This is a genomic window from Roseateles noduli (genome assembly GCF_050626985.1).
Classification (GTDB): Bacteria; Pseudomonadota; Gammaproteobacteria; order Burkholderiales; family Burkholderiaceae_C; genus Roseateles; species Roseateles noduli_A.
Window position 1 is genome coordinate 2,195,071 of record NZ_CP192463.1, and the last position, 24,478, is coordinate 2,219,548.

Genomic DNA, 24,478 nt, shown 5'->3' on the forward strand with positions numbered 1-24,478 from the left:
CGCGGACGGCCGGATCGGGTTAGGGTGGAGGGATATCCGCGCGAGCGCCAAAGCGCCAGAACGCCAAAGCGCCAAAGCACCAGAACGCCAGAACGCCAGAACGCCACGCCAGAACGCCGTAACAGCCATGACAGCAACGACCGCCATCACCGCCACCGACTCGCCCTCCTCCGCCATCGTCTCCATCCAGCCGCTCGGCATGCCCTGGGAGACGATCGACCCGTTCCTGTTCTGCGTCCACCACGACGACGCCTACCCGCGCGGCAACGGCCGCCACGGACCGGACGCGTCGCTGCTGTCGGGCCGGAAGATGGGCTCGGACTTCTCACGCCAGGACGGCTGGAGCATGTACCACGGGCAGCAGGTGCCCGGCTTCCCGGCGCACCCGCACCGCGGCTTCGAGACCGTGACCATCGTCCGCAAGGGCCGCATCGACCATGCCGACTCGCTGGGGGCCGGCGCACGTTTCGGCGGCGGAGACGTCCAGTGGCTGACCGCCGGCAAGGGCATCGTCCACGCGGAGATGTTCCCGCTGCTGCACACCGACCGGCCCAACCCGCTGGAGCTGTTCCAGATCTGGCTCAACCTGCCGGCGGACAGCAAGATGGTCGAGCCGCACTTCACGATGTTCTGGTCGCAGGACATCCCGCGGCACACCTTCGTCGACGAAGCGGGACGCGCGACCGAGGTCGTGGTGATCGCGGGAGACCTGCAAGCCGCCGTCGATGGCGACGGCCATGCCGGCGCGGCCAGGCCGCTCGCGCCGCCGCCGGACTCGTGGGCCTCCCGCCTGCATTCGGACCTGGCGATGTGGACGCTGCGCCTGGAAGCCGGTGCGACATGGACCCTGCCTGCGGCGCTGGGCGATGGCACGCGGCGCAAGCTGTACTTCTTCGCCGGCAGCCGGATGACCATCGAGGGTCAGGTCGTGCCCGTCGGTTCCGGCATCGAAGTGCGCGCGGGCGCCAGGGTCGTGCTGACCAACGGCGATGAACCCGCCGAGCTGCTGATGCTGCAGGGCCGCCCCATCGGCGAGCCGGTGGCCCAGTACGGCCCCTTCGTGATGAACACCGAGCAGGAGCTGCGCCAGGCCTTCGAGGACTATCGCCGCACCGAGTTCGGCGGCTGGCCGTGGCCGGATGCCGCGCCGGTGCACGGCGAGGACGGCGATCGATTCGCGCGGCATGCGGATGGACGGACGGAGCGGCCGCCGGCGCAGGAGTAACCCGTCACACGCCCGGATCGGCGACCGGGTTAAGCTGGCCGCAAGGAGCCAGCGATGAACGTTTCCAAGGCGTCTGCCTCTTCGCCCTACGGCGAACGCGTCGGTGCCGTCAGCTACCGTTTCGACAGCCTGCGCGAGCTGATGGCCAAGGCCACGCCGGAGCGCTCGGGCGACCGGCTCGCGGGCGTCGGCGCCGAGTCCGAGCAGGAGCGCGTCGCCGCGCAGATGGCCCTGGCCGATCTGCCGCTGAAGACCTTCCTCAACGAGGCGCTGGTCCCCTACGAGGACGACGAGGTCACCCGCCTGATCGTCGACACGCACGACGCCGCGGCCTTCCTGCAGGTCGGCCACCTGACGGTCGGCGGGCTGCGCGAGTGGCTTCTCTCGGACGCGGCCGACACCGCCGCCCTGACGCGTCTGGCTCCGGGGCTCACACCGGAGATCGTGGCCGCGGTGAGCAAGATCATGCGGAACCAGGACCTGATCCTGGTGGCGAGGAAGTGCGAGGTGGTCACGCGTTTGCGCAACACGCTGGGCCTGCCGGGCCGGCTGTCCACGCGGCTGCAGCCCAACCACCCGACCGACGATGCCAGCGGCATCGCCGCCAGCGTGCTGGACGGGCTGATGTACGGCAGCGGCGATGCGGTCATCGGCATCAATCCCGCGACCGACAACGTGACCCAGGTCTCGCACCTGCTGAGCCTGCTCGCGGAGGTCATCGAGCGCTTCGAGATCCCCACCCAGAGCTGCGTGCTCACCCACGTGACCAACACGCTGCAGTGCATCGAGCGCGGCGCGCCGGTCGACCTGGTGTTCCAGTCCATCGGCGGCACGGAGGCGACCAACCGCAGCTTCGGCATCGACCTGAAGCTGCTGGCCGAGGCCCGCGCGGCGGCGCTGTCGCTGGCGCGGGGCGCGGTCTTCGACGACGGACAGCGCGGCCGGCACGTCATGTACTTCGAGACCGGCCAGGGCAGCGCGCTGTCCGCCGGCGCGCACCACGGCTGCGACCAGCAGACCGTCGAGGCCAGGGCCTATGCGGTGGCGCGGCACTTCGAGCCGCTGCTCGTGAACACGGTGGTCGGCTTCATCGGGCCCGAGTACCTGTACGACGGCAAGCAGATCATCCGCGCGGGACTGGAGGACCACTTCTGCGCCAAGCTGCTCGGCCTGCCGATGGGCTGTGACATCTGCTACACCAACCATGCCGCGGCCGACCAGAACGACATGGACGTGCTGCTGACGCTGCTGGGCGTGGCGGGCTGCAACTTCATCATGGGCATCCCGGGCTCGGACGACGTGATGCTCAACTACCAGACCACGTCCTTCCATGACGCGCTGTATGCGCGGCGGGTGCTGGGACTGCGCCCCGCGCCGGAGTTCGAGCGCTGGCTCGAGCGCATGCGCATCGCCCGCCCCGGCGCGCCGGGTCATCTGGTGGACGGCATGTCCCCGGCCTTCGCGGCCTTGCTGCCGTCGTCGTGAGGACAGCCATGAGAGACGACACCATGAGCGATCCCGCGAGCGACACCATCGTCCCCAACCCCTGGAGCACGCTGCGCCGGCACACGCCGGCGCGCATCGGCCTGGGCCGCGCGGGCGTCAGTCAGCCCACGGCTGCGCACCTGGCGTTCCAGCTCGCCCATGCCCAGGCGCGGGACGCGGTGCATCGCGAGCTGGATCACGAGGCGCTGGCTGCCTCGCTGAGCGCGGCGGGGCTGGCGACACTCGATCTGCACAGCGCCGCCACCGACCGGGCCATGTACCTGCAGCGGCCGGATCTCGGTCGCCGGCTCGACGACAGGTCGACCGCGCTGCTGGCCGGGTGTGAGGTGGAAGGTCCACCGGACCTGGCGCTGATCGTGGCGGACGGTCTGTCCGCGTTGGCGATCGAGCGTCATGCGCTCGCGTTCATCTCGGCGCTCAGGCCGCTGCTCGCGAGCGACTGGCGCTGGGCGCCCGTGGCCATCGCTCGCCAGGCGCGCGTCGCGATCGGCGATCCGATCGGTCACGCGCTCGGAGCGAAGCTCGCCGTCGTGCTGATCGGCGAGCGCCCGGGTCTGAGTTCGCCCGACAGCATGGGCGTGTACGTCACCTGGGCGCCTCGGCCCGGCCGCGTGGACGCGGAGCGCAACTGCATCTCCAACGTGAGGCCGGAAGGCTTGGCGCCGGACGCGGCGGCGGCGCGCCTCGCGTGGTTGCTCAACGAGGCGCGAGCCCGTCAGGTGACAGGTGTTGCCTTGAAGGATGAGAGCGGCGACGCGGCGCCGGCGGTTGAAGCGAGGGCGTCGTTCCGGCTGGATGGGCACTGATGACTGCCGCGGCCGCTAGCCCTCACCCCTGCCCTCTCCCGCAAGCGGGCGAGGGAGTCATGCCGGCGTCCTTCTTGCCCCCTCGCCCGCTTGCGGGAGAGGGCCGGGGGTGAGGGCCAGCGGCGGCAGAAGTACTGAAGCCTTCTCACTTCGTCTCCAATTCTCGGGAGAGGGGATCATTTACTCACGGCGAAACGAAGCTCTCCTTGCCCGCCTTCTTCTCGTCCTCGGCGATCTTGAGGTCCGCCTCGTCCACCGCGCCGTCCTTGTTGCGATCGTGCAGGGTGAACATGCGCAGGCCGGCGGCCTGGAACTCCTCCAGGCTGATGCTGCCGTTCTTGTCGGTGTCGAGCACGCCGAAACGGACCTTGGCCTGACGCATCTGGCGCTGCAGTTCCTCGCGGCGCTTCTCCGGGTCGGCGATCTTGCCGATGCGCTGCATCAGCCGGCCCTCGAATTCGCCGAGGTATTCGGCCTCGCTCAGCTGGCCGTCGGCGTTGAAGTCGATGCGCACGAACTCGACCTCGCGGCCCAGCTTGAATTCGGCCAGCAGCACCTTGCCGTCGCCGTTGAGGTCCTGCTCGGCGATGAAGGTGGTCGAGGAATGCGACGCGGCCAGCGCCGGCAGCGCGGCCAGGCCCAGCAGGGAGACGAACAGGTGACGTGGGAGGGAGGTCTTCATGGCTGGGGCTGCACTTCGATGGTCAGGGTGGCCGTGGTGCTGATCCACAGCGCGGGGTTGTCCGGCGAGGCGCGACGCACGCGCACCTGGAGCAGGTAAAGACCCGCCGTCTTCGGCTTGAAGCTCACTTCACCGGCGGCGTTGGTGGTGAAGTCCTGCTCCGCCTGCTTGTGGCTGACGTAGTTCTGGCCGTCGGCGATGACGGTCACGGTCTCGCCGGCCAGGGGCTGGCGGCTGTCGCGCACGCGCACGGTGACGGGGTCTCCGGCATAGAGGTCATAGGGCTGGGTCACCGGATAGATGCCGACGCCGTCGGTGTCGAAATCCGCCGCGCTCGGACGGCCGCGGCTGACGTAGACGTCGGCGCGGGTGATGCTCTGCACCTCGATCGGCTTGTCGCCCGGCTGCGTGTCTTCCGCGCGTTCGGCGAAATGCACCTTGCCGTCGCGCAGCACGCCCTTGGCCAGCCGGCCCTTGCGCACCCCGGACGACACGAGATAGGTGCCGTTGCCGGCGCCCAGCGGCACCTCGAGATAGGTCGCCTCCTTCAGCGCGGCCGCTGGCGTCAGCGCCAGCTTCCTGCCGTCGGGCCCGATCACGTGGAAGGCGTCGGACTTCATCGCCACGTCGGGCCGCAGGTCGCCTTCGGCGAACGAGGCTTCCACGATCACCTGCTTGCGCTGCTCCTCGGCGCTGAAGGTGTTGGGCTTGAGATAGGGCGAATGGGCCTGGGCGCCCGCGCAGAGCAGCAGCGGGGTCAGCCAGGGGCCGATCTTTTTGAGCGTGAAGAGGGACATCGCGATTCGTGCCGGGTTGAGTCGGTCGGCACTATAGATGAGAATTGATCTCAATTGAGAATCATTGTCATCAATCATGGAACAGATGTCCTTCGGGGCCTGGTGCCAGGTGTTGCGTCCGGACCGAGGCGGAGGACGCATCCTGCTGTCGCAGGACTGCCCGACAATGTTCCTCAGACCCGTTCAAGGGACAGAGGAATCAACGCATGCAACACCTCGCCGACCTGGCCTTGACGGCAGGCCAGCCCCTGAAGCGCCGGAGCTTCCTTGGCGCCGCGCTCGTCGCCGCGACGCCGGCCGTCGCGCAGTCCGGGCGCGTGCCCCCGGTCGTCCCGCTGGCCCTGTCCGAGGCCGTCGATGCCACCTTCCTGACCCCGATCCTGACGGTCGTCGAACAGGCCGCCAAGCTGCGCTGGGAGCGGAGCGCCGTGCCCTTCTCCCGCCTGCTCCGGCTGGTCGAACGGGGCGAGACCATCGGTTTCGGCGTCAGCCCGACCGAAGAGCGCAGCGAGCGGCTGAGCTTCTCGGTGCCCCTCTTCCGCGGCGCCATCTGGACCGTCAGCCGGCGGGACCGCCAGCTCGATGTCCGCCATGTCGACGACCTGCGCGGTCGCGTGGTCTGCATGTCCCGCATGGCAACCTACGGCAACGCGCTGGCCAATCCTGCCGCGGATGGTCTGGACGTGCGACCGGTGGCGGGTGACCTGTCGCGTCGGCTTCGCACGCTCGAGGCCGGACACTGCGACGTGCTGCTCGTGACCAGTTTTCATGGCTCCGCCGACAGCGTCCATGCCCGGCTGCGCGCGGCGGGTGGGAATCTGCAGACGCTGCAGGTCGGACGACAGCCGCTGTCGGCGCAAGACGTGCATTTCGCAGTGGCCAAGGACAGTCCGCTCGCGACGTGGCTGCCCCGGATCGACTCGGCCATCGGCGCGCGCCGCAAGGAGATTCAACGCCTGGTCAGCCTGGGCGACGGCTAGTCGCCACCGGACGCGCCGTTCACTCCAGGCCGTGCTGGCCTCCGTCTGGCGCTGGCCGTCGCGGGCACCGGCGTGAGCCTGGGAACCACGGCCAGCAATCTGATCGCGGACCACGGCGCGGCCTTCAGCCTGCTGGCATTGATCGCTTGCGCCGCGCTGCCCCTCTTCGCGACACGCGTGCCGGAACTGGTACTGCGCGTCATCCTGCCACTCCCCCGGGCGTCGAGCCCTCGCCCCCCATCGTTTCATGAGCGCCCCCCTCTCCTCACGCCCCAGCCCCGATCCGTCGGACCCAGCACCGGGCCTCCCGCCCGGCGATCACGACGCCGGCCCGGGCGGCAACCGTCTGCTGGGTTTCCTGGCCCTGGTGGCCGTCGCCTTCGCCCTGCTGCGGCCGATCTCGCCAGGCGACTGGTTGCGCCTGATCGACTGGCAGACCCTGGGGGCATTGACCGGCCTGCTGGCCATCACGCAAGGCGTCGAACGCAGCGGTGTGCTGCAGGGAGCCGCCCGCGCGCTGCTGGCCCGCACCGGCACGGCGCGGCAATTGGCGCTGGTGATGTGCGCGGTCGCCGCGGTGCTTGCCGCGCTGGTCACCAACGACGTGAGCCTGTTCCTGCTGGTGCCGCTGACCCGCGAACTGGCCGCGCAGGCCAAGCTGCCCCTGGCGCGACTGGTCGCGCTGGAGGCGCTGGCGGTGAACGCCGGCTCGTCGCTGACGCCGATCGGCAACCCGCAGAACCTCTACCTCTGGCATCGCTCCGGCGAGTCCTTCGGCGGCTTCATCGCGATGATGGGACCGTCGGTGGGCGTGATGCTGGTCCTGCTGACGGCGACCATCCTCCTCACGATGCCGGGCACGCCGATCACGATCGCGCCCGCGCGGCACAAGACGGCCACGCAGCCCCGGCTGCTGACGCTGTCCGTCGTGCTGTTCGTGGGCTTCGTGCTGTCGCTGGAGCTGCACCAGTGGGTGCCCGCGCTGGCGGTGGTGATGGCGGCCTACGCGCTCTGGTACCGGGAGGTGCTGAAGCGGCTGGACTGGGCCCTGCTCGCCACCTTCGCCCTGATGTTCGTGGACCTGCACCAGCTCGTCGCCCTGCCCCAGGTGGCCGGCCTGCTGGCGCGGCTGCCGCTGGACCAGCCGCTGCCGGCCTATCTGGCGGCGATCGTGAGCTCGCAGGTGATCAGCAATGTGCCGGCCACCTTGCTGCTGGCGGACCACCTGCCGCAACCGGCCGTGCTGGCCATCGGCGTGAACGTCGGGGGCTTCGGCTTCGTGCTGGGCTCGATGGCCAACCTCATCGCCCTGCGCCTGGCGCGCGTGCCGGGTGGGCTGGCGGAATTCCATCGCATCAGCCTCCCCTTCCTGGTGGTGTGCGCGGTGCTGGTGGGGTGGCTGACGCTCTGAGCGATGGCCGGCAGTTCGGCCGATGATGTGACGATCACCAGCGGTTCGCAGCCCGCGCGTCTGCCGCGAAGGCGCGCGAGGTGATCGCCGACGTCGGCACCGACACACCCGAGGTGGCACGCCGGACGCCGGAAGAGATGCAGCGCGACGATGCCCTCGACGCCTGCCTCAATGCCCGCCTCGATGCCCGCCTCGATGCCCGCACATGGAGACGGCCGGATTGCCTGAAGGCTGTCAAGCCCTGCGGGGCGCTGCACGCTCGCGAGCCTCGCCACGATGCGGGGCGCTCATGGCCGATGCCGCGCCTCGCTGGGCGCATAACCGAAGTGCGCCTTGAACGCGCGACTGAACGCCGCGTCGGAGGCGTAACCCACACGCTGCGCCGCCTCGGTCACCTTCATTCCGCCGCTGCGCAGCAGATCCGCGGCGATGGTCAGACGCCATCGCGCCAGGTAATGCAATGGAGGCTCTCCGACAGTCGCCGCGAAACGTTGCGCGAAGATCGAGCGCGACATCAATGCGGTTTCCGCCAGCGCATTGACCGTCCAGCGCCGGAACGGATCCGCGTGCATGGCCACCAGGGCGCGGCTGATGCGCTCCTCCCCGAGCCCGGCGAGCCAGCCCGTGCGGCGGGTCTGGGTGGAAGCCCAACTGCGCAGCGCCCGGATCACCAGCAGGTCGATCAGGCGCGAGATCATCAATGTCCAGCCTGGATCGGCGGCTCGCGCCTCATCGACCAGGAAATGCGAGATGGCCGCCAGCCAAGGCGGCGCCCCGCCCTCGCTGCGCGGAATGTGGACGACGGGAGGCAACACCGAGGTGATGACCGGGGTCGTGCTGCCCTCGAATCCGAAAAGCCCCCCCACCAGCCGGCTCGATGCGCCGCCACCGCCGGCCTGCAGCGTCAGGTGATCGCGATCGAAGCCAGGCGATGCCAGCGCGTCGACCGCCTCGGCCGTGGTGTCCGGCGCATCGACGAGCGAATGACCTCGACCATGCGGCAGCAGCACGAGATCGCCGGCATTGACGCGGACGGCCTCACCCTCGCATGGCAGTACCCAGACACAGCCCTCTTCGACGAAGTGGAAGTGCGCCGGACCGGCCGGAAACCGGATGCGCCACGGCGATCCCAGTTGCGCCGTGTAGACGAGCTCCCCACGCAGCCGAATCAAGGTCAGCACTTCGGACAACACGTCGCTCTGCGCGGCGATCGTGGGGATGGGCCGTCCTGATCCGGACTCCTGAGCATACGAATCGGCTTTGCCGACATGGTCAGACATTGCTGAAACTCCTAGTATTTGTCCATGCCTCGCGGCATCACGATCACCCATAAGAGGTAAACGTGAAGGCCTCGTTTTGAATCATAGGCTCAATCGCACAATTTTCAGGATTATCTGCAATGGCCACCGGAAGTATGACCCGCAATGGCAAGGACTGCGTCCATGACCATTGAGCGTGGCGGTCCTGCATGCCATTTCCCTCGAACCTTCGTCGCACCGTGGCCGCCAAGCATCCATCTGCTCGATATCGCTTTTCGTCGTTCGAGCTCCAGCTCGACGAGCGACGCCTGCTCGCCAGCGGCGCCCCTGTCGCCATCGGGCCTCGTGCTTTCGATCTTCTGACCGTTCTGGTCGAGCGCGCCGGGCACCTCGTCACCAAGGATGAACTGCTCGAACGTGCCTGGCCCAAGGTGATCGTCGAAGAGGCCGCGCTGCAGATGCAGATCTCGTCGCTGCGCAAGATCCTGGGACGCGATGCGATCGTGACCGTGACCGGACGCGGTTATCGCTGGACCCCGGAGACGAGCTGCGTTCTTGCGGATGATGTCCCGTCCGACGCGAGGCCGGCGCACAACCTGCCACAGCCATTGAGCAGCTTTGTCGGCCGAGAAGCCCAGGTCTCGGAACTCAAAGGCTTGCTGAACAGTTCGAGGCTCCTCACCCTCGTGGGTTCCGGCGGATGTGGCAAGACCCGCCTGGCGCTGCGCGTGGCCGCCGAGGTGGTCGACCGATATCCGGACGGGATCTGGCTCGTCGAGCTGGCCGCGCTGTCAAAACCGCCGCTCGTGTCGATGGCCCTGGGCCATGTTCTGGGACTCCAGGAGGAATCAGGAAGAACGTGGATCCAGACGATCTCCGCGCAACTCGTCTCCAGGAACCTGCTCATCATCCTGGACAACGCCGAGCACCTGCTGCCGGCCTGCGCCGACGTCGCCTACGCCCTCCTCTCGGCGTGCCCCGGGATCAGCATGCTGGTCACGAGCCGGGAGCGGCTCGGGATCATCGGAGAGACGGCCTATCGGGTTCCCCCGTTGTCGGTGCCCCGGCACCCGCGAGCCACGCCCGAACAAGTGGCCGAATCCGAAGCCGGCCGCCTTTTCATCGACCGGGCGAGGCTTCAGCATCCCCGTTTCGCCATCACGGCGGACGATTCACCGGCCTTGGCATCGATATGCCGCCGACTCGGCGGCATTCCGTTGGCGATCGAATTGGCGGCCGCACGCACGCGACAGATGCCGGTCCAGGAGGTCTGTCGACGCCTGGACCAGCGCTTCGAATTGCTGACCGGCGGCTCACGCGTCGCGTTGCCTCGCCAGCGCACGCTGCGCTCGCTGATCGACTGGAGTTACGACCTGCTGAACAGCGCCGAACAGGAGCTGTTCCGCCGGGTGTCGGTCTTTTCCGGCGGATGTACCTTGGAGGCCGTGGTGTCCGTCTGCGCGGGCGACGGCATCGAGGAGCAGCAGGTCCTGGAACTGCTGACATCGCTGACGGACAAGAGCTTGCTGCTTGCGAGAGAGTGCGTTGGCGAAACGCGCTACGAAGCGCCGGAGACAGTGCGCCACTACGCACGGGAGCGCCTGTGCAAGGACGGCGGCGCGCCGGCCTGGCTGCTGCAACGGCATTTCGACTACATGCACGACCTCGCGCAGCGGGCCGAGAGCCGCCTGGCCAGCGACGATCGGCACCTCTGGCTTGCACGTCTCGAGGTGGAGCAGGACAACCTTCGCGCGGCCCTCGCGTGGTCGCGCGTGAATGACGGGAGCCTCCGCGATGGACTGCATCTCGCGTCCTGCCTCGTTCTTGCCTGCACGTGGGCGAATCCGTGACGGTCGACAACGGCCCACGCTCCGGCGTGCGGCCAATGAGGCACCCCACCATTCGATTGAAGAACAGTGCGCCGTGCTGGCCCGTGTCGCACAGGGGCCTGCCGGCGGCGCCGTAGGCCTGCGCCTCCAGTGCGAAACAGAAAGCCCCCGAACGGCGCATGCGCGCCATGGCGGGGGCTCGATGGTCGACAGGTGTCCTCGGAGTCAGGATCGACCGATGTCGAGAGGCGCTCCTGCGTCAGGCAATGAGCGTCGCCAAGAGGCCAGCCAATGCCGACGCCTTGGCGAAGAACGGCGTGTGGCTGCTCTCGAACGCGTGGAAGTCCGTCTTGTTCGAGGGAGTCAGCAGGTCGGCCTCGCTCACGAACAGCTTCTGCAGCGCGGGGGGCACGGTGTTGTCGCTGGTGCAGCCGACGTAGGCCCGAGGCACGGAGCCCCAGTTCTTCGCGGTGGCCCCGGTGGGCGTGCCATAGGCTTGAACAGGATCGTCGGGCTGCATCAGATGCGCGATCGCCGCGAAGTCCAGGTCCGACACGTCCGCGCAGAAGGCGTTCTTGAGCTTCTGGATGTCGACGGGATCGGGCGTGGTCGTCTCGAGCCGCAACGCGCCGACGGCGGCCAGGTCCGCCTTCAGGAGTGCGCCTACCCCGCTCCCCGCGGCTTCCGGACGCTGAAGATAGGCGGCGGCCGGCGCGCTCGTCACCGGCATGAAGGCCGACAGATAGATCAGCTTGGCGATCTTCGATGGCGACTGCTCGGCCGCCGCCGTGATGGGGATGCCGGCCATGCTGTGTCCGAGCACGGTGATCGGCCCGAAACCTGCCGCCGCGAGGCTGTCGACCTGCGCCAGGATCGCCGTGACGTAGTCCTGCAAGGAGACGCCGGCCAGCGGAGAGACCTCGGACGAAAAGCCCGCGGCGTCGAACAGCCGCGGCCCGAAACTGCCGGGGAACCTGGCGCCGAGCCCGTGGCCCGGCAGGTCCGGCGCGACCACCGTGATGCCCTTGGCCACGAGCAGCGGCGTCAGCGCCGAATAGCACCATGCCCCGAACCACGAGCCGTGAACCAGCACGACCGCCCGTTTTGTCCTGGCGCCGTCGGTTGGCCCATCGGCCCCCTCCGCACCGCACGCGGCGAGCGCCGCCCCGACGGCCGCGCCGGTGACATGCGACCCGAATCTACGACGTGAAAAACCCATTCGATACGCTCCACTTGCTCCTGAATCCAGCCCACCCCGACGAGCGGCACGATGGCCGCCGCCGGGTCATCGGGCCGCCTTCTCCACGGCCTCGGCCACGCCCTTCGGGTTGGTGAGCAAACCCAGGTGGCCGGTGTCGAGCGTCTGCGTCAGTCGCACGGGTGTGGCGGCCAGCATCGCGGACTGGAGGTACGGGCTGATGACCTGGTCCTTCGACGTGCGGATGTAGGCCTTGTCGAGCTTGCCGAAGCGGGCCGCGGTCAGATGCACGGGTGTCCCCAGCGGGGCCAGCGGCTCGTCGATGACGAGCTTCGGGAACACGGCGCGCAACTCGGTCGAGCCGTCGTTGAGGAAGACATCCACGCTGGCGGCGCGGTCCACGCCGACCACGCCATTGGCTTCATCGGGCTTGAGGATCGGTCCGATCCTGGCGTCCTTGTCCTCGTTCGCGAGCTTCAGCAGCGAGTCGCCGTCCTTGGGCAGATAGGCGGCCACGTACACCAGCGTCTTCACCTTGTCGGGCGCAGCTTCTCCGACGTTGGAGATGGTGATGCCCGCGAAGCTGTGGCCCACCAGCACCACCGGGGATGTCTCCTCCTGCAGGGCGGTCAGGACGGTCTGGCGGTAGCTGTCGAGCGTTGCCCGTTTCGGAGAGACCTCCGTGCCTGGACGACCTGGGAGATTGATGTTGATCACCTTGTAGCCGTTCGTGCGGAGCACGCCGGCAACGGCGTCCCACGCGTGGGCGTCGCAGAAGGCGCCATGCACCAGGGCGATCGTGGGCTTGTCCGCGGCAACGGCGCCGCCGCCCGCCGCGGCGAGCGAGGCAGTGGCGGTAGCGATCAGCATGTTCTTAATCGTCTTCATCTTTGTGGTCCAGACATTCGGTTTCGAGCACCATCCTCGCGACCTGCTTCAATGCGTCGCCAGTCGAAGGTTCCAGGAGCCGTCCCGGCGAGCGAGGCCTGCCAGGCGATCCCCATGTCCGATCCTGGGGCGCGGCTCCATTCAAAGTATCCCGAAGGACCTTCCGCGAACCCCAATGGCCAGCCAAAGGTTTTCCAATGAATGAAGGCCCGACGACAACTGCGCCGTGGCAACGCGTTCTTGACGCAGATCCGGCTCCGGTCACCGGATGCCCCGGTGGTGACGGGGGTCAGGACTTGCCAGTGGCGATGCGCGCGGATCGCCGCGGTCGCGACCCGTATCCCGAGGACAGAGCGGTCCGTCCCGCGCATGGCGGCGCTACTCTGGAGTAGAAAGGCCTTGTCGACCACTCACACGGATCTCGGATGCCCGATGCCGCGCCCCCGCCGCCCCCGCCACCCCCGCACGAACGCTACCTCGCGAGCCTGAAGCAGCGGCGCTGGGTGGCGGTGTTGCTGGTGATCGCCGCGGTCGTCACGGGCGTGGCCGGCTTCACCGACTCGGCGAAGAAGCTGGTGGCGCTGTTCCAGCCCGACCACGTGGAGGACCCTCGGCAGCAACTGGTGAAGCTCGGTCAGCCGTTCACGCAGGACGCCTTCGTCGCGGCCGCCGCGCGCGGCGACGAGATCGCCGTGCGGCTGTATCTCCAGGCGGCGATCCCCGTGGACGAACCGTCGGGTCAGGACTTGACCGCGCTGGATGCGGCCACCAGCGCCAGGCGCACGGCCGTCGTGAAGCGGCTGCTGGCGGCGAAAGCGGATCAGTCCAAGTGGGGACAGCGGCAAGGGCCGGCGCTGGCCGTGGCGGCTTTCGCAGGGGACGAGGGTCTGACGCGCCTGTTGCTCGACGCCGATCCCGCCCTGGATGTCGTCAAGCGCGCGTATCTGTCCGCCGCTGCCGCGGGCCAGCTCGCGACGTTGCAGATCCTGGCGCCACGCCTGAGCGCGACACAGGCTCAGGTCGCCACGGAGGCGCTGTGGTCGCTGGCGAGCGGCACACGCGAGAGTGGCGCACCGCCGGCGGCCCGCGCAGCGACGGCGACTTTCCTGCTCACCGCTGGAGCCGACCCGCAAGCTGTCGATCCCGAGGTCAGGAACTCGACCGTGCTGCATCGCGCGGTCGATTCGGGAGAGAAGGACGTCGCTCGCGTGTTGCTCGACCGCGGCGTGCCGGTCGATCCTCGCGACACGGAGGGCGCAACCCCGCTATGGTGGGTGGCTGGCGTCGGCAACGTGGCGATGGCGGAACTGCTGATCGAGCATCGCGCCGACGTGAAGGCCGTCGCCAAGGACGGGGCCTCCGTGATGGCGCGGGCGCGACATAACCAGGACGAGCAGATGATCGCCTTGCTGCGGCGACATGGCGCACGCTGACATGGATTGAACTTCCCCTCCCATGCGTCTGAAGCACACGCAGTTCTACGGTCGATTCGACGCGCGATGCGACGTCGCGGGTTTCAGCATGGCGCGGATGCTGGCGCTCAATCCCGATCATCGGGTGGAACCGAACGAGCACGAGAAAGGGCATTTCATCGTGGTGCTGGAGGAGCGCTACCGCAGCAGCGCACGCGTCGTGACCACGCTGCTGGGCCTTTAACACCGATGCCCATGCTCCGCACGAACGCGACTTCGATTTCTGATCTAAATCAAAAGCAGCGGTTGGCATTCGGCTTGGGATGACTTTCGACCATATTCCCACCTTGGCTGCTACGCAGAATCAACTGCGTCGCTCGCCCGCCATCAACGCGGCGAGCCCCCAGGGAGACTCATGCGCGCCACCATCAACCCCATCGATCCTGACCTCGAAGCTTTCGCCCGGGGCTTCGCGTCCCGCGCTGCGGCCGCGCCCGACGAGGCGCTGCAACAGTGGCGCGCCGACACTGCCGGTCTCTCAGAGGTTCAGCGCGACACCGGCGGACGCCTCGCTGCCGCGCAGCTCGATTGGCGCGCCAAGGCGGCGCTCGGCACCCAGCGCGCTGGCACCGCCCTCATCACCGAGTGGGACGCAGATCGCTTGCGCGCGCCCTACGTCCCCCGCCTGCCGTTGCTCTCCCGACGCCAGACCTATGCCTACTGCGCTGGCATCGTCCTGCAACGTGGCACTGCCGCGGCCGTCGACGCGCTCCACCAGGGCCGCATGATCCTCGTCGGCCTGCGCCGCGAAACCTCTGCCCTGGCCAACCGCGGTCTTGGCGTCTACGACGATCACATCGTCGTACTCAACGGCGGCGACGGCCTGCGCACCGCACGTGTCTTCCCCGCCTGCACCGAACCCGGCGCCCAGTACTCCCAACGTGCAAAGCCCGTTGGCGCCGGCCGCCTGGACCCGCGCTACAACAACGTGCTCTTCAAACACAGCGAAGGCTTCGACGTGAACGGCGACGGCATCGCCGAGATCGGCCGCCTGCGCGCCGGCACCTACTTTTTCGGCGAAAAGCCTAAAGGCCACCTCAAGCGCCGTGCCTTCCAGGCCACCCGCACCCAGACCGCCGAACGTGACACCGACGGCGACGGCCGGTTCAACCCCTTCGACGCCAACCGCATCGACACGAAGAACGTCCAGACTACGATGTACATCCACCGCGGCGGCACCCAGGCCTCCGGCAACACCTGGTCCGCCGGCTGCCAGACCATCCCGGATGACCTCTACCCCGGCTTCCTGGCCTCACTGGGCCAGATGTCGTCGTTCCACTACGTCCTCGTCGATGGCTACTGAACACCTTCTGCGCAACGCCGTCCTGCTTCTCGCCAGCGCGGGCTTTGCTTCGCTGGCCAGTTGTGCCGGCGCTCCGTCCGAGAGCAAGGCGACGGCAACCGTCGCTACCGCAACCACGCCCGTCACTGCATGCAACTTCGGCGCCTTTGTTGCCGAGAACGATCCCGCCGGCCTCAACGTGCGCGCCGAGCCGAACTCCTCCGCCAAGATTCTTGGCAAGCTGCCGCGAACCTTCGTCGAGCCCTCGGCAGGCTACGGCGTCCGCATCGAGGTCGAGGTCGCCGGCACGCGCAACGGCTGGTTCCTGATCCGCAACGCGAAGGACAACGACGCCCTCACCGGCCAGCCGGCTCGCCGCCTGTACAACGGCGAAGGTTGGGTCAGCGGCAGCAAGCTGACGGTGAAGTCGCAGGCCGACGTCGGTCGTGCTCAGCCCGGACCGCAAGCTGCGGCAGTGTTGCGCATCGGCGAGAACCAGACCTTCGATGACGACGACACCATCGAAGCCGCTCGCCTTGTTGACTGCAAAGGCACGTGGGCACAACTCGAGTTCGCCGATCAGCGATTCCCGGCGGAAACGCGTGCGTCTGTGAAGGTAGAGCGCGCTGCGCGCGAGGGCTTGCCTTCCGGCCGTTTCCGCGCCTGGGTCGATCGCATTTGCGCGATCCAGGAAACGAGTTGTCCGAGCCTTGGCGCGCCTGAACAGGCACCTAGAGCCGACTGAGGAAAGCTGCATTTCCGTAGGTGGCGTATAGCATGCAAGGAAATCAGGTTTGATCGCAACGCCCTCAGTTGTGATCGACTAGGCTCTCGAATGACTGCAATCGGGCATAAAGCCTCTCACTCCGAACTGAACGCCACCACCGACTCCGTCACCGGCTGCGCTTGAAAGGCAAATGCGGTCAAACGCGAGGCGATCGGCATCCGCTATCGCCCCGCTGATCTGGACTCTCGCGCTCAAGAGACCACCTTCCTCCGATCATCATCCACCGCACGCTCCACCACGCCGAGCATGCCCAGCCCGCCATGTCGACATTGATCTTGACCGTCACCGGAACGCCGGCCAATGGCCCCACGTCCTCGCCGCGTCCGATCCTGCGATCCAACTCATCTGCCTGCGCGAGCACCTGTTCGGGTCGATGCGCCACCACCGCGTTGATCCGCGGATTGACCTCGTCCAGTCTCTTCAGTGCATCCGCCGCAGCTTCCCGAGCGGAGACCTTGCGCAGCCGCACCAGCTGCGCAAGCTCGGTCGCGGGAAGCCGCCAGAGTTCAGACGATGCCCGCGTGATTCGCGCGGCGTCCCAGGCTGCATCCGTGGGCGCGCTTTCAACACCTCTTTTCATTTCACTCCCGCAGTTCAGCGCCACAGGTTCGAGCGTGCGAGCTCGATGACTTCGTCAGCGCGGCCATTCATCACGGCCCGAAGCATGTAGAGCGAAAAGCCCTTGGCCATCTCAAGCGTGATGGCGGGAGGCATCGCAAGCTCGCTTCGGTTCACGACCGCATCGACAAGGACAGGCCCGTCATGTGCCAACGCTTGCGCGATGCCTCGGTCCACCTCGTCGGGATGCTCGAGCCGGATTCCGCGCACGCCGACGGACTCCGCCATTGCTGCAAAGGACGGGTTCTTCAGTTCCGTACCGACGTTGAGCGTGCCGGTCGACTTCTGCTCCAGCTCGATGAATCCCAGGGCCGAATTGTTGAAGACCACCACCTTCACCGGCAGTCCCAACTGGGCGAGGCTCAGGAAGTCACCCATCAGCATCGTGAACCCGCCATCGCCTGAAAGCGAGATCACCTGTCTGCCAGGAAATGCGGCTTGTGCGCCGATCGCGTGCGGCATCGCGTTCGCCATCGACCCGTGCCAGAACGAGCCGATCAATCGGCGCTTGCCGTTCATGGCGAGATATCGAGAGGCCCACACGGTCGGCAGACCGACGTCGCAGGTGAAGACCGCATCGTCGGCGGCCTGGTCGCTGAGCGCCTTGGCAATCTGCTGCGGATGGATGCCCCGTCGACCAGGCGCCGCGAGATCGTCGAGACCCTTGCGAGTCTTCCGGTAATGCTCGCGCGCCTGCGTCAGGTGGGCGGCGTCGGGATTCTGCTGAAGCAGCGGCAGCAAGGCCTCCAGCGTCGCTCGGACGTCTCCCACGATTCCGAGGTCGACCGGTGCACGACGTCCAATGTGCTCCGCTCTGATGTCGACCTGGGCGATGCGCACACCCGCCTCGCGGGGGTAGAACTGCCGGTAGGGGAAATCGGTCCCCAGCATCAGCAGGACATCGCAATCGAGCATGGCGTAGTAGCCCGACGAGAAGCCGATCAAGCCCGTCATGCCGACGTCGTAGGGGTTGTCCCATTCGACGTGTTCCTTGCCCCGGAGCGCATGCACCACGGGCGCGTTCAATCGCTCGCAGACAGAGATCAGTTGATCGTGGGCACCCTGGCATCCGGAGCCGCACAGCACCGTGATCCGCCGACCGCTGTTCAACATCTCCGCGAGCTTGACCAACTCGTCTCTGGCGGGCGTCACCAAGGGCGCCGCCGGCAGCAGGCTCGACGTCCTCGCCGTGGGTGCCTCGGTGGCCGGAAGAAGCGCGACATTGCCCGGGATCGTCACGACGGAGACCCCCCGCTTGCTCACTGCCTCGCGTATCGCGATCTCCAGGGTCCGAGGCATCTGCTCGGGGTCGGAGACCAATTCGCAGTAGTGGCTGCACTCCTGGAAGAGCGTCTGCGGGTGGGTCTCCTGGAAATAGCCTGTGCCGATTTCCGGTGAAGGAATATGAGCCGCGATGGCAAGCACTGGCACGCCTGAGCGATGGCAATCGAACAGTCCATTGATCAGATGCAGGTTGCCCGGCCCGCAGCTTCCGGCACAAACGGCGAGCGATCCCGTCAGGTGTGCTTCCGCCCCGGCGGCAAAGGCGGCAACCTCCTCATGCCTGACGGGCACCCATTCGATGTCGCCTCGACGGCGTACGGCGTCGGTCAACCCGTTCAGGCTGTCCCCGACGACGCCGAAGATGCGCTTGACGCCAGCAGCCCGAAGGGTGTCGACGAACTGATCTGCAACGGTTCTTGTCATGGTGTATTCGTCTTGAACTGGATCTGGCGCCTCACAGCGCGACGACGCACTCGACCTCGACCAGCGCCCCGCCAGCGAGTGCCGCCACGCCGACCGTGCCGCGTGCGGGGTAAGGCTTCTGGAAGTACTCCGACATGACGCTGTTGAGGAGCGCGGAATGGGCAAGGTCGGTCAGGTAAACATTGACCTTCACGACGTCGTCGAACGTGGCGCCGGCTGCCGTGACAACCGCGCGGAGGTTCTCGAAGACCTGCCGGATCTGCGACTCGGCATTGCCGTCGACCATCCTGTTGGTCCGCGGATCCAATGGGAGTTGGCCCGATAGCCAGATGGTGCTGCCAGCTCGAACAGCTTGGGAGTAGATGCCGATGGCAGCCGGTGCATCGGATGTCGATACGGGTTGCTTGTGCATTGGGTGTCCTTTGATTGCTCCGACGTGGAGGCAAATGGGTAGCTGAAAGGGTTCTGCAGACGAGTCGGCAGGCCGGCGATCAACGAACGAGGTGTCGGGATCAGCGCTGGCGGCGCGAGCGCCATGCCAGCAGTCCCGCCTGGATGACGAAGAATCCACCGCCTCCGGTCGCATAGACCGACAGCACGGCCAGGGACGGCATGGGCCCCGTGGCCTGGATGCAGTACGCGATGCCGACGAGAAAGGACAGGCCACCGGAGATGAGCATCGGCCACTGTTGACCGAGTTCCTGGCCACGCCTGCGAATGCCCAGCGCGAACTGCGCCGCACCGGCGATGGCCGCCCAGACGCCGAAGACGGCGAGCACGGCGGCGGGGCCGTAGGCTGACGCTGAGCCAGTGGCGATCGCCGCAAGAGTGCTCAGAGCCGCATTGAAGGCGGTGATGCGGCGCTCCGCGTCGCGCTTCAGCGCGCGATAGTCGATCAGCGATGAGACTGCGTCGATCAGCGGATAGCTCACGAGCAATGCCGTCGCCGCGGGGCCCAAGGTCGCGTGTGCCGGGGCGAAGGCGGCTGCCCACAACAGCGCGAGCAAGCCGCGGCACAGGTAGAGCGTCGACAGAGATGCGCGATTCGCAGGCGAACTGGGCATTGAGATCGCGTAAGTGGATAGGTTCGTGCGGATCATGGTTGCTCTTCAGAGGAGTTGACGCATGACATCAGGTTCGACACGGCCTCACCATCGGAGGTAGGTTTATCCAACCCCTACCAAGGTTTGAGCACGAGCGGCGCTCGGCTCAGCGGCCCGGTCAGAATCCGCCAGAGTTCTGTTGATCCAGCCTGCCAGTTCGACGATGAACCTGAGGCCCTTGAGTCAGGGGCAATAGGGGTCAGTCGCGGCAGCCGCATCGAGGACGTAGAGCGAGTGACCGGTCAGCGAGGTGCAGCGGTCATCCTCCTTATCGGCGACGCTGCGCCCGATTTCAGCTCGAGCTGCCCGTCACCTGCCGACACTGAGCGGCTGCACACAGCCTTTGGCAGTCCTACATCGCCTAGGAAAAATGGGGGGCAAGCCGAGCACATCAGCAGCAGCGCGCTCCGCCGCTTCACGCCACCCTGAACGTCGCCACCGACTCTGCCAACCTCTGCGCCTGCGCTTCCAGGCTGTTGGCGGCAGCGGCACTTTCCTCGACCAACGCCGCGTTCTGCTGCGTCACCTGATCCATCTGCGTGATGGCCTGATTGATCTGCTCGATTCCGCGGCTCTGCTCTCCGGCGGCGCCGGAGATCTCGTTGACGAGCTCGCTCACGCGGCGGATCTGCTCGACGATCTCGCGCATCGTCTCGCCTGCCGCCGCGACCTCGCGGCCACCCGACGCCACCGACACGCCTGACGTCCCGATCAGCGTCTTGATCTCCCTTGCCGCGCTCGCACTGCGCTGCGCCAACGCTCGCACCTCACCAGCCACCACCGCGAATCCGCGGCCGTGCTCCCCTGCCCTCGCCGCTTCGACCGCGGCGTTCAACGCCAGGATGTTCGTCTGGAACGCGATCCCGTCGATCACGCCGATGATGTCCTCGATGCGCCGGCTGCTGTCCGTGATCGCATCCATCGTCGCCACCACCCGCCCGATGACCTCCCCACCTCGGCGAGCCGTCCCCGACGCCTCCTCCGCCAGCGCCGTCGCCTGACGCGCGCTGTCCGCCGCCTGGTGCACGGTCCCGGTGATCTCCTCCATCGAGCTCGCCGTCTGCTGCAGGCTGCTCGCCTGTTCCTCGGTGCGGCTCGACAGGTCCAGGTTGCCCGCCGCGATCTGGCTCGACGCCGTCGTCACCGAGTCCACGCCGCTGCGTACCTCGCGCACCAGCCCGCGCAGGCCTTCCACCATGCGCGCCAGGCTCTGCTGCAGGTCCCCCAGTTCATCGCGACGCGTCACGCGCACGTCCGTCGTCAGGTCGCCGCCCGCCACGGCCTCCATCGCGCGACGCACGTCCGCCAGCGGCCGCGTCACCGACCGCGTCGCTAGCACGCCGAAAGCAATACCTGCCCCCACGCCGACGATCACCGCGATCCACAGCACCAGCGTCGTCTCCCGCACCGCCTCCTTGGCCAGCGAGCCGGACTCCTCCATCAGCTGCTCCTGCCGCTCCACCAGCTTGCCCAGCGATCCCACGTAGGCCAGTTGCGCCGGGCGCAGCTTCTGCATCAGCACCAGCTTCGCGCCGTCCATGTCCTCCGACCTGGCCTGCGCGAAGAAGGCGTCGAGCGCCTCCCCGTAGGCCTTGCGCGCGGTCAACGATTCCTCGAGGAACGCCTTGGCCTTCGTGTCGTGGACCGTGGGCATCAGCTCGTCATAGACCTTGGTCGCGCGCTCGCGCGACTCGCGGATCGACGTCAGCTCCACCCCGCGCTCCTGCGCCGTGTCCAGCAGCAGCACGTTGCGCGCATTGCGGGCCTGCAGGTTCAGCTCGTCGAAGATGCGTCCCACCGAGCGCACCTTCACGTACCGGTCACCGATCACCTGCCCCAGCCGGCCGTCGACCGACGTCAACCCGCCGTGCGAGGCGCCCGCCATCAGCAGCATGAGCAGCACCATCAGACCGAACGCGACGGCCAGACGCGCGCCGATCCTGAGATTGAAAACCGAAGACATCCTGACTCCCTTGTCGTGTGTCTCCATGGGATCGGCACGAACAGGGGAACCCTGAGGACAGTTCGCACCGCGCGGGCGCTGAGCGCCCGATTTGGGCGATATCTGTCGATTTGGACCAGGCAGGACCTCCGCCGCGACCGCTTTGGGGCGCGAGAGCCGCGACGTCCGGCGATGCCAGCCGCCGACGCGATCCGCCCGCACCAATCGGAGAATCCGGAGCCTCAAGCTCAGCTTTCCTCCGATGCCCAGCCAGCACTGACGCCCCGACGATGAGCCTGCCGCGTCCCCGTGGCTGGAGCAGGAGGCCTCATGTCGCAGCGTCAGTCCCGGCGCGATCCGTTCCCTCGCGATCTCTCTCACGCCGTGCTGCTGGCGCTGCTCGCGCTCGTCGCGCTCTGGCTGCAGGGCTGCGCGCAGACCAAGCCGATCGCGGCGCCGCCGCCGTGGCCGCTCGACGATCCCGCGCCGGTCTATGAAGTGGAGCCGCCGCGTCCGGCCGCCACGTCGAACCTCAGTTCGAACGTCAGTCCGAACGCCGCTTCGAATGCCACTTCGAACGCCGCTCCGGACGCCAGCCCGACGACCGGCCTCGGCGGCGAGACCGCGCCGCCGGCGCCGTCGACCGAACGCCTGCTCGCGCTTGCACTGCAGGAATGGGAGCTCTGGGGTCGAGGTCGCTGGGATGCCGCCTCCAACCTCACCGAGCGCCGGCTGGACGTGCCGCGCCGGCAGGAAACCGAGCCCTACCTCCACACCCGCGTGCTGCTGTACTGGATCGGCGTGAAGGGTCCCGACTACCCGCTCCAGCGCACGCGCTTCGACGACGGCTCGCTCAAGCCGTGGAGCGCGGTCTTCATCTCCTGGCTGATGCGCAACGCCGGCTTCGGCGACCGCCAGTTCGAGGCCAGCGAGCTGCACTGGCACTACATCCGCGCGGCGCTGGACGGGAGCCGTCCGGGCCTGGAGGCCCGCGACGCCGCCATCACGCCGCCGCGACCGGGCGACGTCATCTGCGCGCCGCGCGACGCGCAGCCCGACGCTCCGACCGGCTTCGCCCAATGGAGCACCCTGCCCCGCGCGTTGCGCAGCCGCATCTGGACCTGGCACTGCGACCTGGTCGTGCAGGTGGACGGCGGCGAGCTGGGCGCCATCGGCGGCAACGTCAGCGAGAGCGTCAGCTGGACGCGCGCCCCGCTGGATGCCGGGGGCCGGCTGATCACGACGCCGGACCGCGCCTGGACGGTCCTGCTGCGTCAGAAGGGAGCGCCGCCTTGAGCACCTCCGACAACGTCAGGATGCCGCGCGACCGCCGCGCGGCGGTGCTCGGCTACTGGCAGGCGGCGGTCGGGCTGGCCACGGGCCTGAGCGTCATCGTCGGGGTGCTGATCTCGGTCACCCAGCTCGTCGAATGGGTGGACGACAGCAAGCGCGCCAACCTGACGGAGCGGCTGCAGTCGCTGCAGCACGTGGCCCACCTGCTGGAGCGCGACGAGCGCATCCGGCTGCGCGCCCGCGCGTTCCAGCGCGAGCTGCTGCCCGAGATCGGCCCGCACGCCCAGGAGCTCATCCGCCTGGCCGGCTCGGGCGAGGACCTCTACCTGAGCCAGGACATGGAGAACTTCGCCGCCGTCCACTTCCATTACGAGCAGCTCGGCGCGCTGGTGAAGCTGGAGTACATCGAGTTCCCCCTGGTCTACGAGGTCGTCCCCTTCCCCGACGACTACATGGCGGCCGTCGACCCGCTGCGCAAGGCGCTCGCCGAGCACTGGAAAGGCATCGGGCGACCGCTGCCGGACCTGGGCGCCAACATCGATTTCCTGAAGCGCTGCTACGACCTCAGCCGTGCCGCGCCGCACCAGCGACCGCACTGCCCCCGCGAATGATCGGCCCGGCCGGTCGGTCGCAAGCGCGCAGGCGAGCGCATGCGAGCGCGTGCCAGCGCCCGCAAGCGCCTGTTTCCGGACCTTCCGGAACCTGACGGACCTTCCGGAAGGTTTCCGGAAGGTCGCGCAAGGCGGCGGCGCCTACCGTCTGCGGCACCGATCCCCCGGGTCGGCATCCACACGACGACGCCGTCCAGGCGCACAGGGAGCTCGCATGAACCTCACCCCGCACCGTCCCCGCCAGCGTGACGATTCCCCGCCGCCGGCGCGGCCCCGTTCCGCCGGCCCGACCGGCCGGCTCACCCGCGAGCACCGGCTCGAGCGGCTGACCCGTCTGCAGATGACGCTCGCGGAAGCGCACGCCGACGCCGAGCTCCGTGAGCGCGAGCGCGTCGCCCAGCTGCTGCATGACCAGGTCGGCGGCCTGATCGTCCGGCTGCGGCTGGCCTTCGGGGAGTGGCGCCAGGGCGCGACCGCCCCGGCCGGCGCGGATCCGGCGCTGGCCCAGGTCACCGCGCTGCTGGGCGAGCTGTCACAGACGGTCCGCACGCTGACCTTCGCGCTGGCGCCGCCGGACTGGCACGGCGACCTGCCGACGGCGCTGGCCGCCATGGCGGCGGAGCTGGGCCTGCTCGGCCCGCTGGCGATCCATGTCGACGACAGCGCGATGGCGCCCCCCGGAACCACCGAGATCCCGGCGGCGCAACGCGCGGTCGCCTGCCGCGTGGTGCGGGAGCTCTGCCTGAATGTGCAGAAGCACGCCAAGGCGTCCCGCGTCGACATCGTGCCGACGGTCGACGCCGGATGGCTGAGCGTGCGCGTGCGCGACGACGGGCGCGGCTTCGCGACCGGCCAGGGTGCCGCCGAGGCGCGAGGGCTCGGCCTGAGCGGCGCGCGCGCCCAGTTGCAGGCCCTGGGCGGCGCGCTCGTGCTGCGCTCCGAGCCGGGGCGCGGCACCTGCGCGACCTTGCTGATCCCCATCGACTCCGCGTGATGCCTGGCGATCCGGCGCGATCCGGCGCGATCCCGGGTGATCCCGGGTGATCCCGCGCCCTCTTCCACGTTCCTCTTCCACGTTCCTC

The 24,478-nt window shown here is 68.1% G+C and carries 22 protein-coding genes and 1 pseudogene; 13 read left to right on the plus strand and 10 right to left on the minus strand.

Annotated features, from left to right (window positions below; genetic code table 11):
- The first annotated feature begins 127 nt into the window (after nucleotides 1-127).
- The 3 genes from ACQ4L4_RS09505 to eutC all read left to right on the plus strand — a co-directional run bounded on the left by ACQ4L4_RS09505 (nucleotide 128) and on the right by eutC (nucleotide 3,537).
- A complete protein-coding gene (locus ACQ4L4_RS09505) occupies nucleotides 128-1,225 on the plus strand; it encodes a pirin family protein (RefSeq protein WP_431103997.1) in 1,098 nt (365 codons plus the stop codon).
- A gap of 141 nt (nucleotides 1,226-1,366) precedes the next feature.
- Nucleotides 1,367-2,710 (plus strand): ethanolamine ammonia-lyase subunit EutB, encoded by a 1,344-nt coding sequence (locus ACQ4L4_RS09510; protein ID WP_431104906.1) that lies wholly within the window; start codon nucleotides 1,367-1,369, stop codon nucleotides 2,708-2,710.
- 8 nt (nucleotides 2,711-2,718) lie between these two features.
- A complete protein-coding gene (gene eutC, locus ACQ4L4_RS09515; protein WP_431103998.1) occupies nucleotides 2,719-3,537 on the plus strand; it encodes an ethanolamine ammonia-lyase subunit EutC in 819 nt (272 codons plus the stop codon).
- A gap of 184 nt (nucleotides 3,538-3,721) precedes the next feature.
- Here eutC and ACQ4L4_RS09520 read toward each other — a convergent pair whose 3' ends face one another.
- A complete protein-coding gene (locus tag ACQ4L4_RS09520) occupies nucleotides 3,722-4,219 on the minus strand; it encodes a hypothetical protein (protein WP_431103999.1) in 498 nt (165 codons plus the stop codon).
- Nucleotides 4,216-5,016: a DUF4198 domain-containing protein gene (locus ACQ4L4_RS09525; RefSeq protein ID WP_431104000.1), complete on the minus strand. Its 801-nt coding sequence runs from the start codon at nucleotides 5,014-5,016 to the stop codon at nucleotides 4,216-4,218. The genes ACQ4L4_RS09520 and ACQ4L4_RS09525 overlap by 4 nt, the downstream gene beginning before the upstream one ends.
- A 206-nt stretch (nucleotides 5,017-5,222) precedes the next feature.
- Here ACQ4L4_RS09525 and ACQ4L4_RS09530 point away from each other — a divergent pair, with 206 nt between their 5' ends.
- Both ACQ4L4_RS09530 and ACQ4L4_RS09535 read left to right on the plus strand, forming a co-directional pair.
- The gene (locus ACQ4L4_RS09530; protein ID WP_431104001.1) at nucleotides 5,223-5,996 is read left to right on the plus strand and encodes a substrate-binding periplasmic protein; all 774 of its coding nucleotides are present in this window, start codon (nucleotides 5,223-5,225) and stop codon (nucleotides 5,994-5,996) included.
- Between the two features lie 247 nt (nucleotides 5,997-6,243).
- On the plus strand, nucleotides 6,244-7,407 hold the full coding sequence (locus ACQ4L4_RS09535) for an SLC13 family permease (protein ID WP_431104002.1): 1,164 nt from the start codon (nucleotides 6,244-6,246) through the stop codon (nucleotides 7,405-7,407).
- 287 nt (nucleotides 7,408-7,694) lie between these two features.
- On the opposite strand, the gene ACQ4L4_RS09540 is transcribed toward ACQ4L4_RS09535, so the two are convergent.
- Nucleotides 7,695-8,687: an AraC family transcriptional regulator gene (locus ACQ4L4_RS09540; RefSeq protein WP_431104003.1), complete on the minus strand. Its 993-nt coding sequence runs from the start codon at nucleotides 8,685-8,687 to the stop codon at nucleotides 7,695-7,697.
- Between the two features lie 188 nt (nucleotides 8,688-8,875).
- Between ACQ4L4_RS09540 and ACQ4L4_RS09545 the strand changes: the two genes are divergently transcribed.
- On the plus strand, nucleotides 8,876-10,516 hold the full coding sequence (locus tag ACQ4L4_RS09545) for an ATP-binding protein (RefSeq protein ID WP_431104004.1): 1,641 nt from the start codon (nucleotides 8,876-8,878) through the stop codon (nucleotides 10,514-10,516).
- A gap of 238 nt (nucleotides 10,517-10,754) precedes the next feature.
- Here the strand turns inward: ACQ4L4_RS09545 and ACQ4L4_RS09550 are convergent, their stop codons facing one another.
- Together ACQ4L4_RS09550 and ACQ4L4_RS09555 are read right to left on the minus strand one after the other, a co-directional pair.
- Complete coding sequence (locus ACQ4L4_RS09550) at nucleotides 10,755-11,714, minus strand: alpha/beta hydrolase (RefSeq protein WP_431104005.1); 960 nt, start codon at nucleotides 11,712-11,714, stop codon at nucleotides 10,755-10,757.
- 66 nt (nucleotides 11,715-11,780) lie between these two features.
- The gene (locus tag ACQ4L4_RS09555) at nucleotides 11,781-12,581 is read right to left on the minus strand and encodes an alpha/beta fold hydrolase (protein WP_431104006.1); all 801 of its coding nucleotides are present in this window, start codon (nucleotides 12,579-12,581) and stop codon (nucleotides 11,781-11,783) included.
- A gap of 425 nt (nucleotides 12,582-13,006) precedes the next feature.
- Between ACQ4L4_RS09555 and ACQ4L4_RS09560 the strand changes: the two genes are divergently transcribed.
- From ACQ4L4_RS09560 to ACQ4L4_RS09575, 4 genes are all read left to right on the plus strand, one after another.
- The gene (locus ACQ4L4_RS09560; RefSeq protein WP_431104007.1) at nucleotides 13,007-14,014 is read left to right on the plus strand and encodes an ankyrin repeat domain-containing protein; all 1,008 of its coding nucleotides are present in this window, start codon (nucleotides 13,007-13,009) and stop codon (nucleotides 14,012-14,014) included.
- Between the two features lie 22 nt (nucleotides 14,015-14,036).
- Nucleotides 14,037-14,237 carry a hypothetical protein gene (locus ACQ4L4_RS09565; RefSeq protein WP_431104008.1) on the plus strand — a complete coding sequence of 67 codons (201 nt, stop codon included), beginning with the start codon at nucleotides 14,037-14,039 and terminating at the stop codon, nucleotides 14,235-14,237.
- Nucleotides 14,238-14,408: 171 nt separating this feature from the next.
- Nucleotides 14,409-15,356, plus strand: coding sequence for a hypothetical protein (locus tag ACQ4L4_RS09570; protein WP_431104009.1), 948 nt, complete (start codon nucleotides 14,409-14,411; stop codon nucleotides 15,354-15,356).
- On the plus strand, nucleotides 15,346-16,080 hold the full coding sequence (locus ACQ4L4_RS09575; RefSeq protein WP_431104010.1) for an SH3 domain-containing protein: 735 nt from the start codon (nucleotides 15,346-15,348) through the stop codon (nucleotides 16,078-16,080). Before ACQ4L4_RS09570 ends, ACQ4L4_RS09575 begins: the two co-directional genes overlap by 11 nt.
- A 289-nt stretch (nucleotides 16,081-16,369) precedes the next feature.
- On the opposite strand, the pseudogene ACQ4L4_RS09580 reads toward ACQ4L4_RS09575, so the two are convergent.
- The 5 genes and pseudogenes from ACQ4L4_RS09580 to ACQ4L4_RS09600 all read right to left on the minus strand — a co-directional run.
- Nucleotides 16,370-16,648 (minus strand): annotated as a pseudogene (locus tag ACQ4L4_RS09580) (amidase family protein); the annotation flags it as partial.
- Between the two features lie 68 nt (nucleotides 16,649-16,716).
- On the minus strand, nucleotides 16,717-18,447 hold the full coding sequence (gene poxB, locus ACQ4L4_RS09585) for a ubiquinone-dependent pyruvate dehydrogenase (protein ID WP_431104011.1): 1,731 nt from the start codon (nucleotides 18,445-18,447) through the stop codon (nucleotides 16,717-16,719).
- Nucleotides 18,448-18,478: 31 nt separating this feature from the next.
- A complete protein-coding gene (locus tag ACQ4L4_RS09590; RefSeq protein WP_431104012.1) occupies nucleotides 18,479-18,859 on the minus strand; it encodes a Rid family detoxifying hydrolase in 381 nt (126 codons plus the stop codon).
- Nucleotides 18,860-18,959: 100 nt separating this feature from the next.
- Nucleotides 18,960-19,547, minus strand: coding sequence for a DUF308 domain-containing protein (locus ACQ4L4_RS09595; RefSeq protein WP_431104013.1), 588 nt, complete (start codon nucleotides 19,545-19,547; stop codon nucleotides 18,960-18,962).
- Nucleotides 19,548-19,965: 418 nt separating this feature from the next.
- Nucleotides 19,966-21,513 carry a methyl-accepting chemotaxis protein gene (locus ACQ4L4_RS09600; RefSeq protein ID WP_431104014.1) on the minus strand — a complete coding sequence of 516 codons (1,548 nt, stop codon included), beginning with the start codon at nucleotides 21,511-21,513 and terminating at the stop codon, nucleotides 19,966-19,968.
- 309 nt (nucleotides 21,514-21,822) lie between these two features.
- On the opposite strand from ACQ4L4_RS09600, the gene ACQ4L4_RS09605 reads away from it, so the two are divergent.
- The 3 genes from ACQ4L4_RS09605 to ACQ4L4_RS09615 all read left to right on the plus strand — a co-directional run bounded on the left by ACQ4L4_RS09605 (nucleotide 21,823) and on the right by ACQ4L4_RS09615 (nucleotide 24,390).
- A complete protein-coding gene (locus ACQ4L4_RS09605; RefSeq protein WP_431104015.1) occupies nucleotides 21,823-22,788 on the plus strand; it encodes a DUF2272 domain-containing protein in 966 nt (321 codons plus the stop codon).
- Entirely contained in the window at nucleotides 22,785-23,396 is a 612-nt protein-coding gene (locus tag ACQ4L4_RS09610) for a hypothetical protein (RefSeq protein ID WP_431104016.1), read from the plus strand. Before ACQ4L4_RS09605 ends, ACQ4L4_RS09610 begins: the two co-directional genes overlap by 4 nt.
- A gap of 214 nt (nucleotides 23,397-23,610) precedes the next feature.
- Nucleotides 23,611-24,390 (plus strand): sensor histidine kinase, encoded by a 780-nt coding sequence (locus tag ACQ4L4_RS09615; RefSeq protein WP_431104017.1) that lies wholly within the window; start codon nucleotides 23,611-23,613, stop codon nucleotides 24,388-24,390.
- Nucleotides 24,391-24,478: the final 88 nt, after the last annotated feature.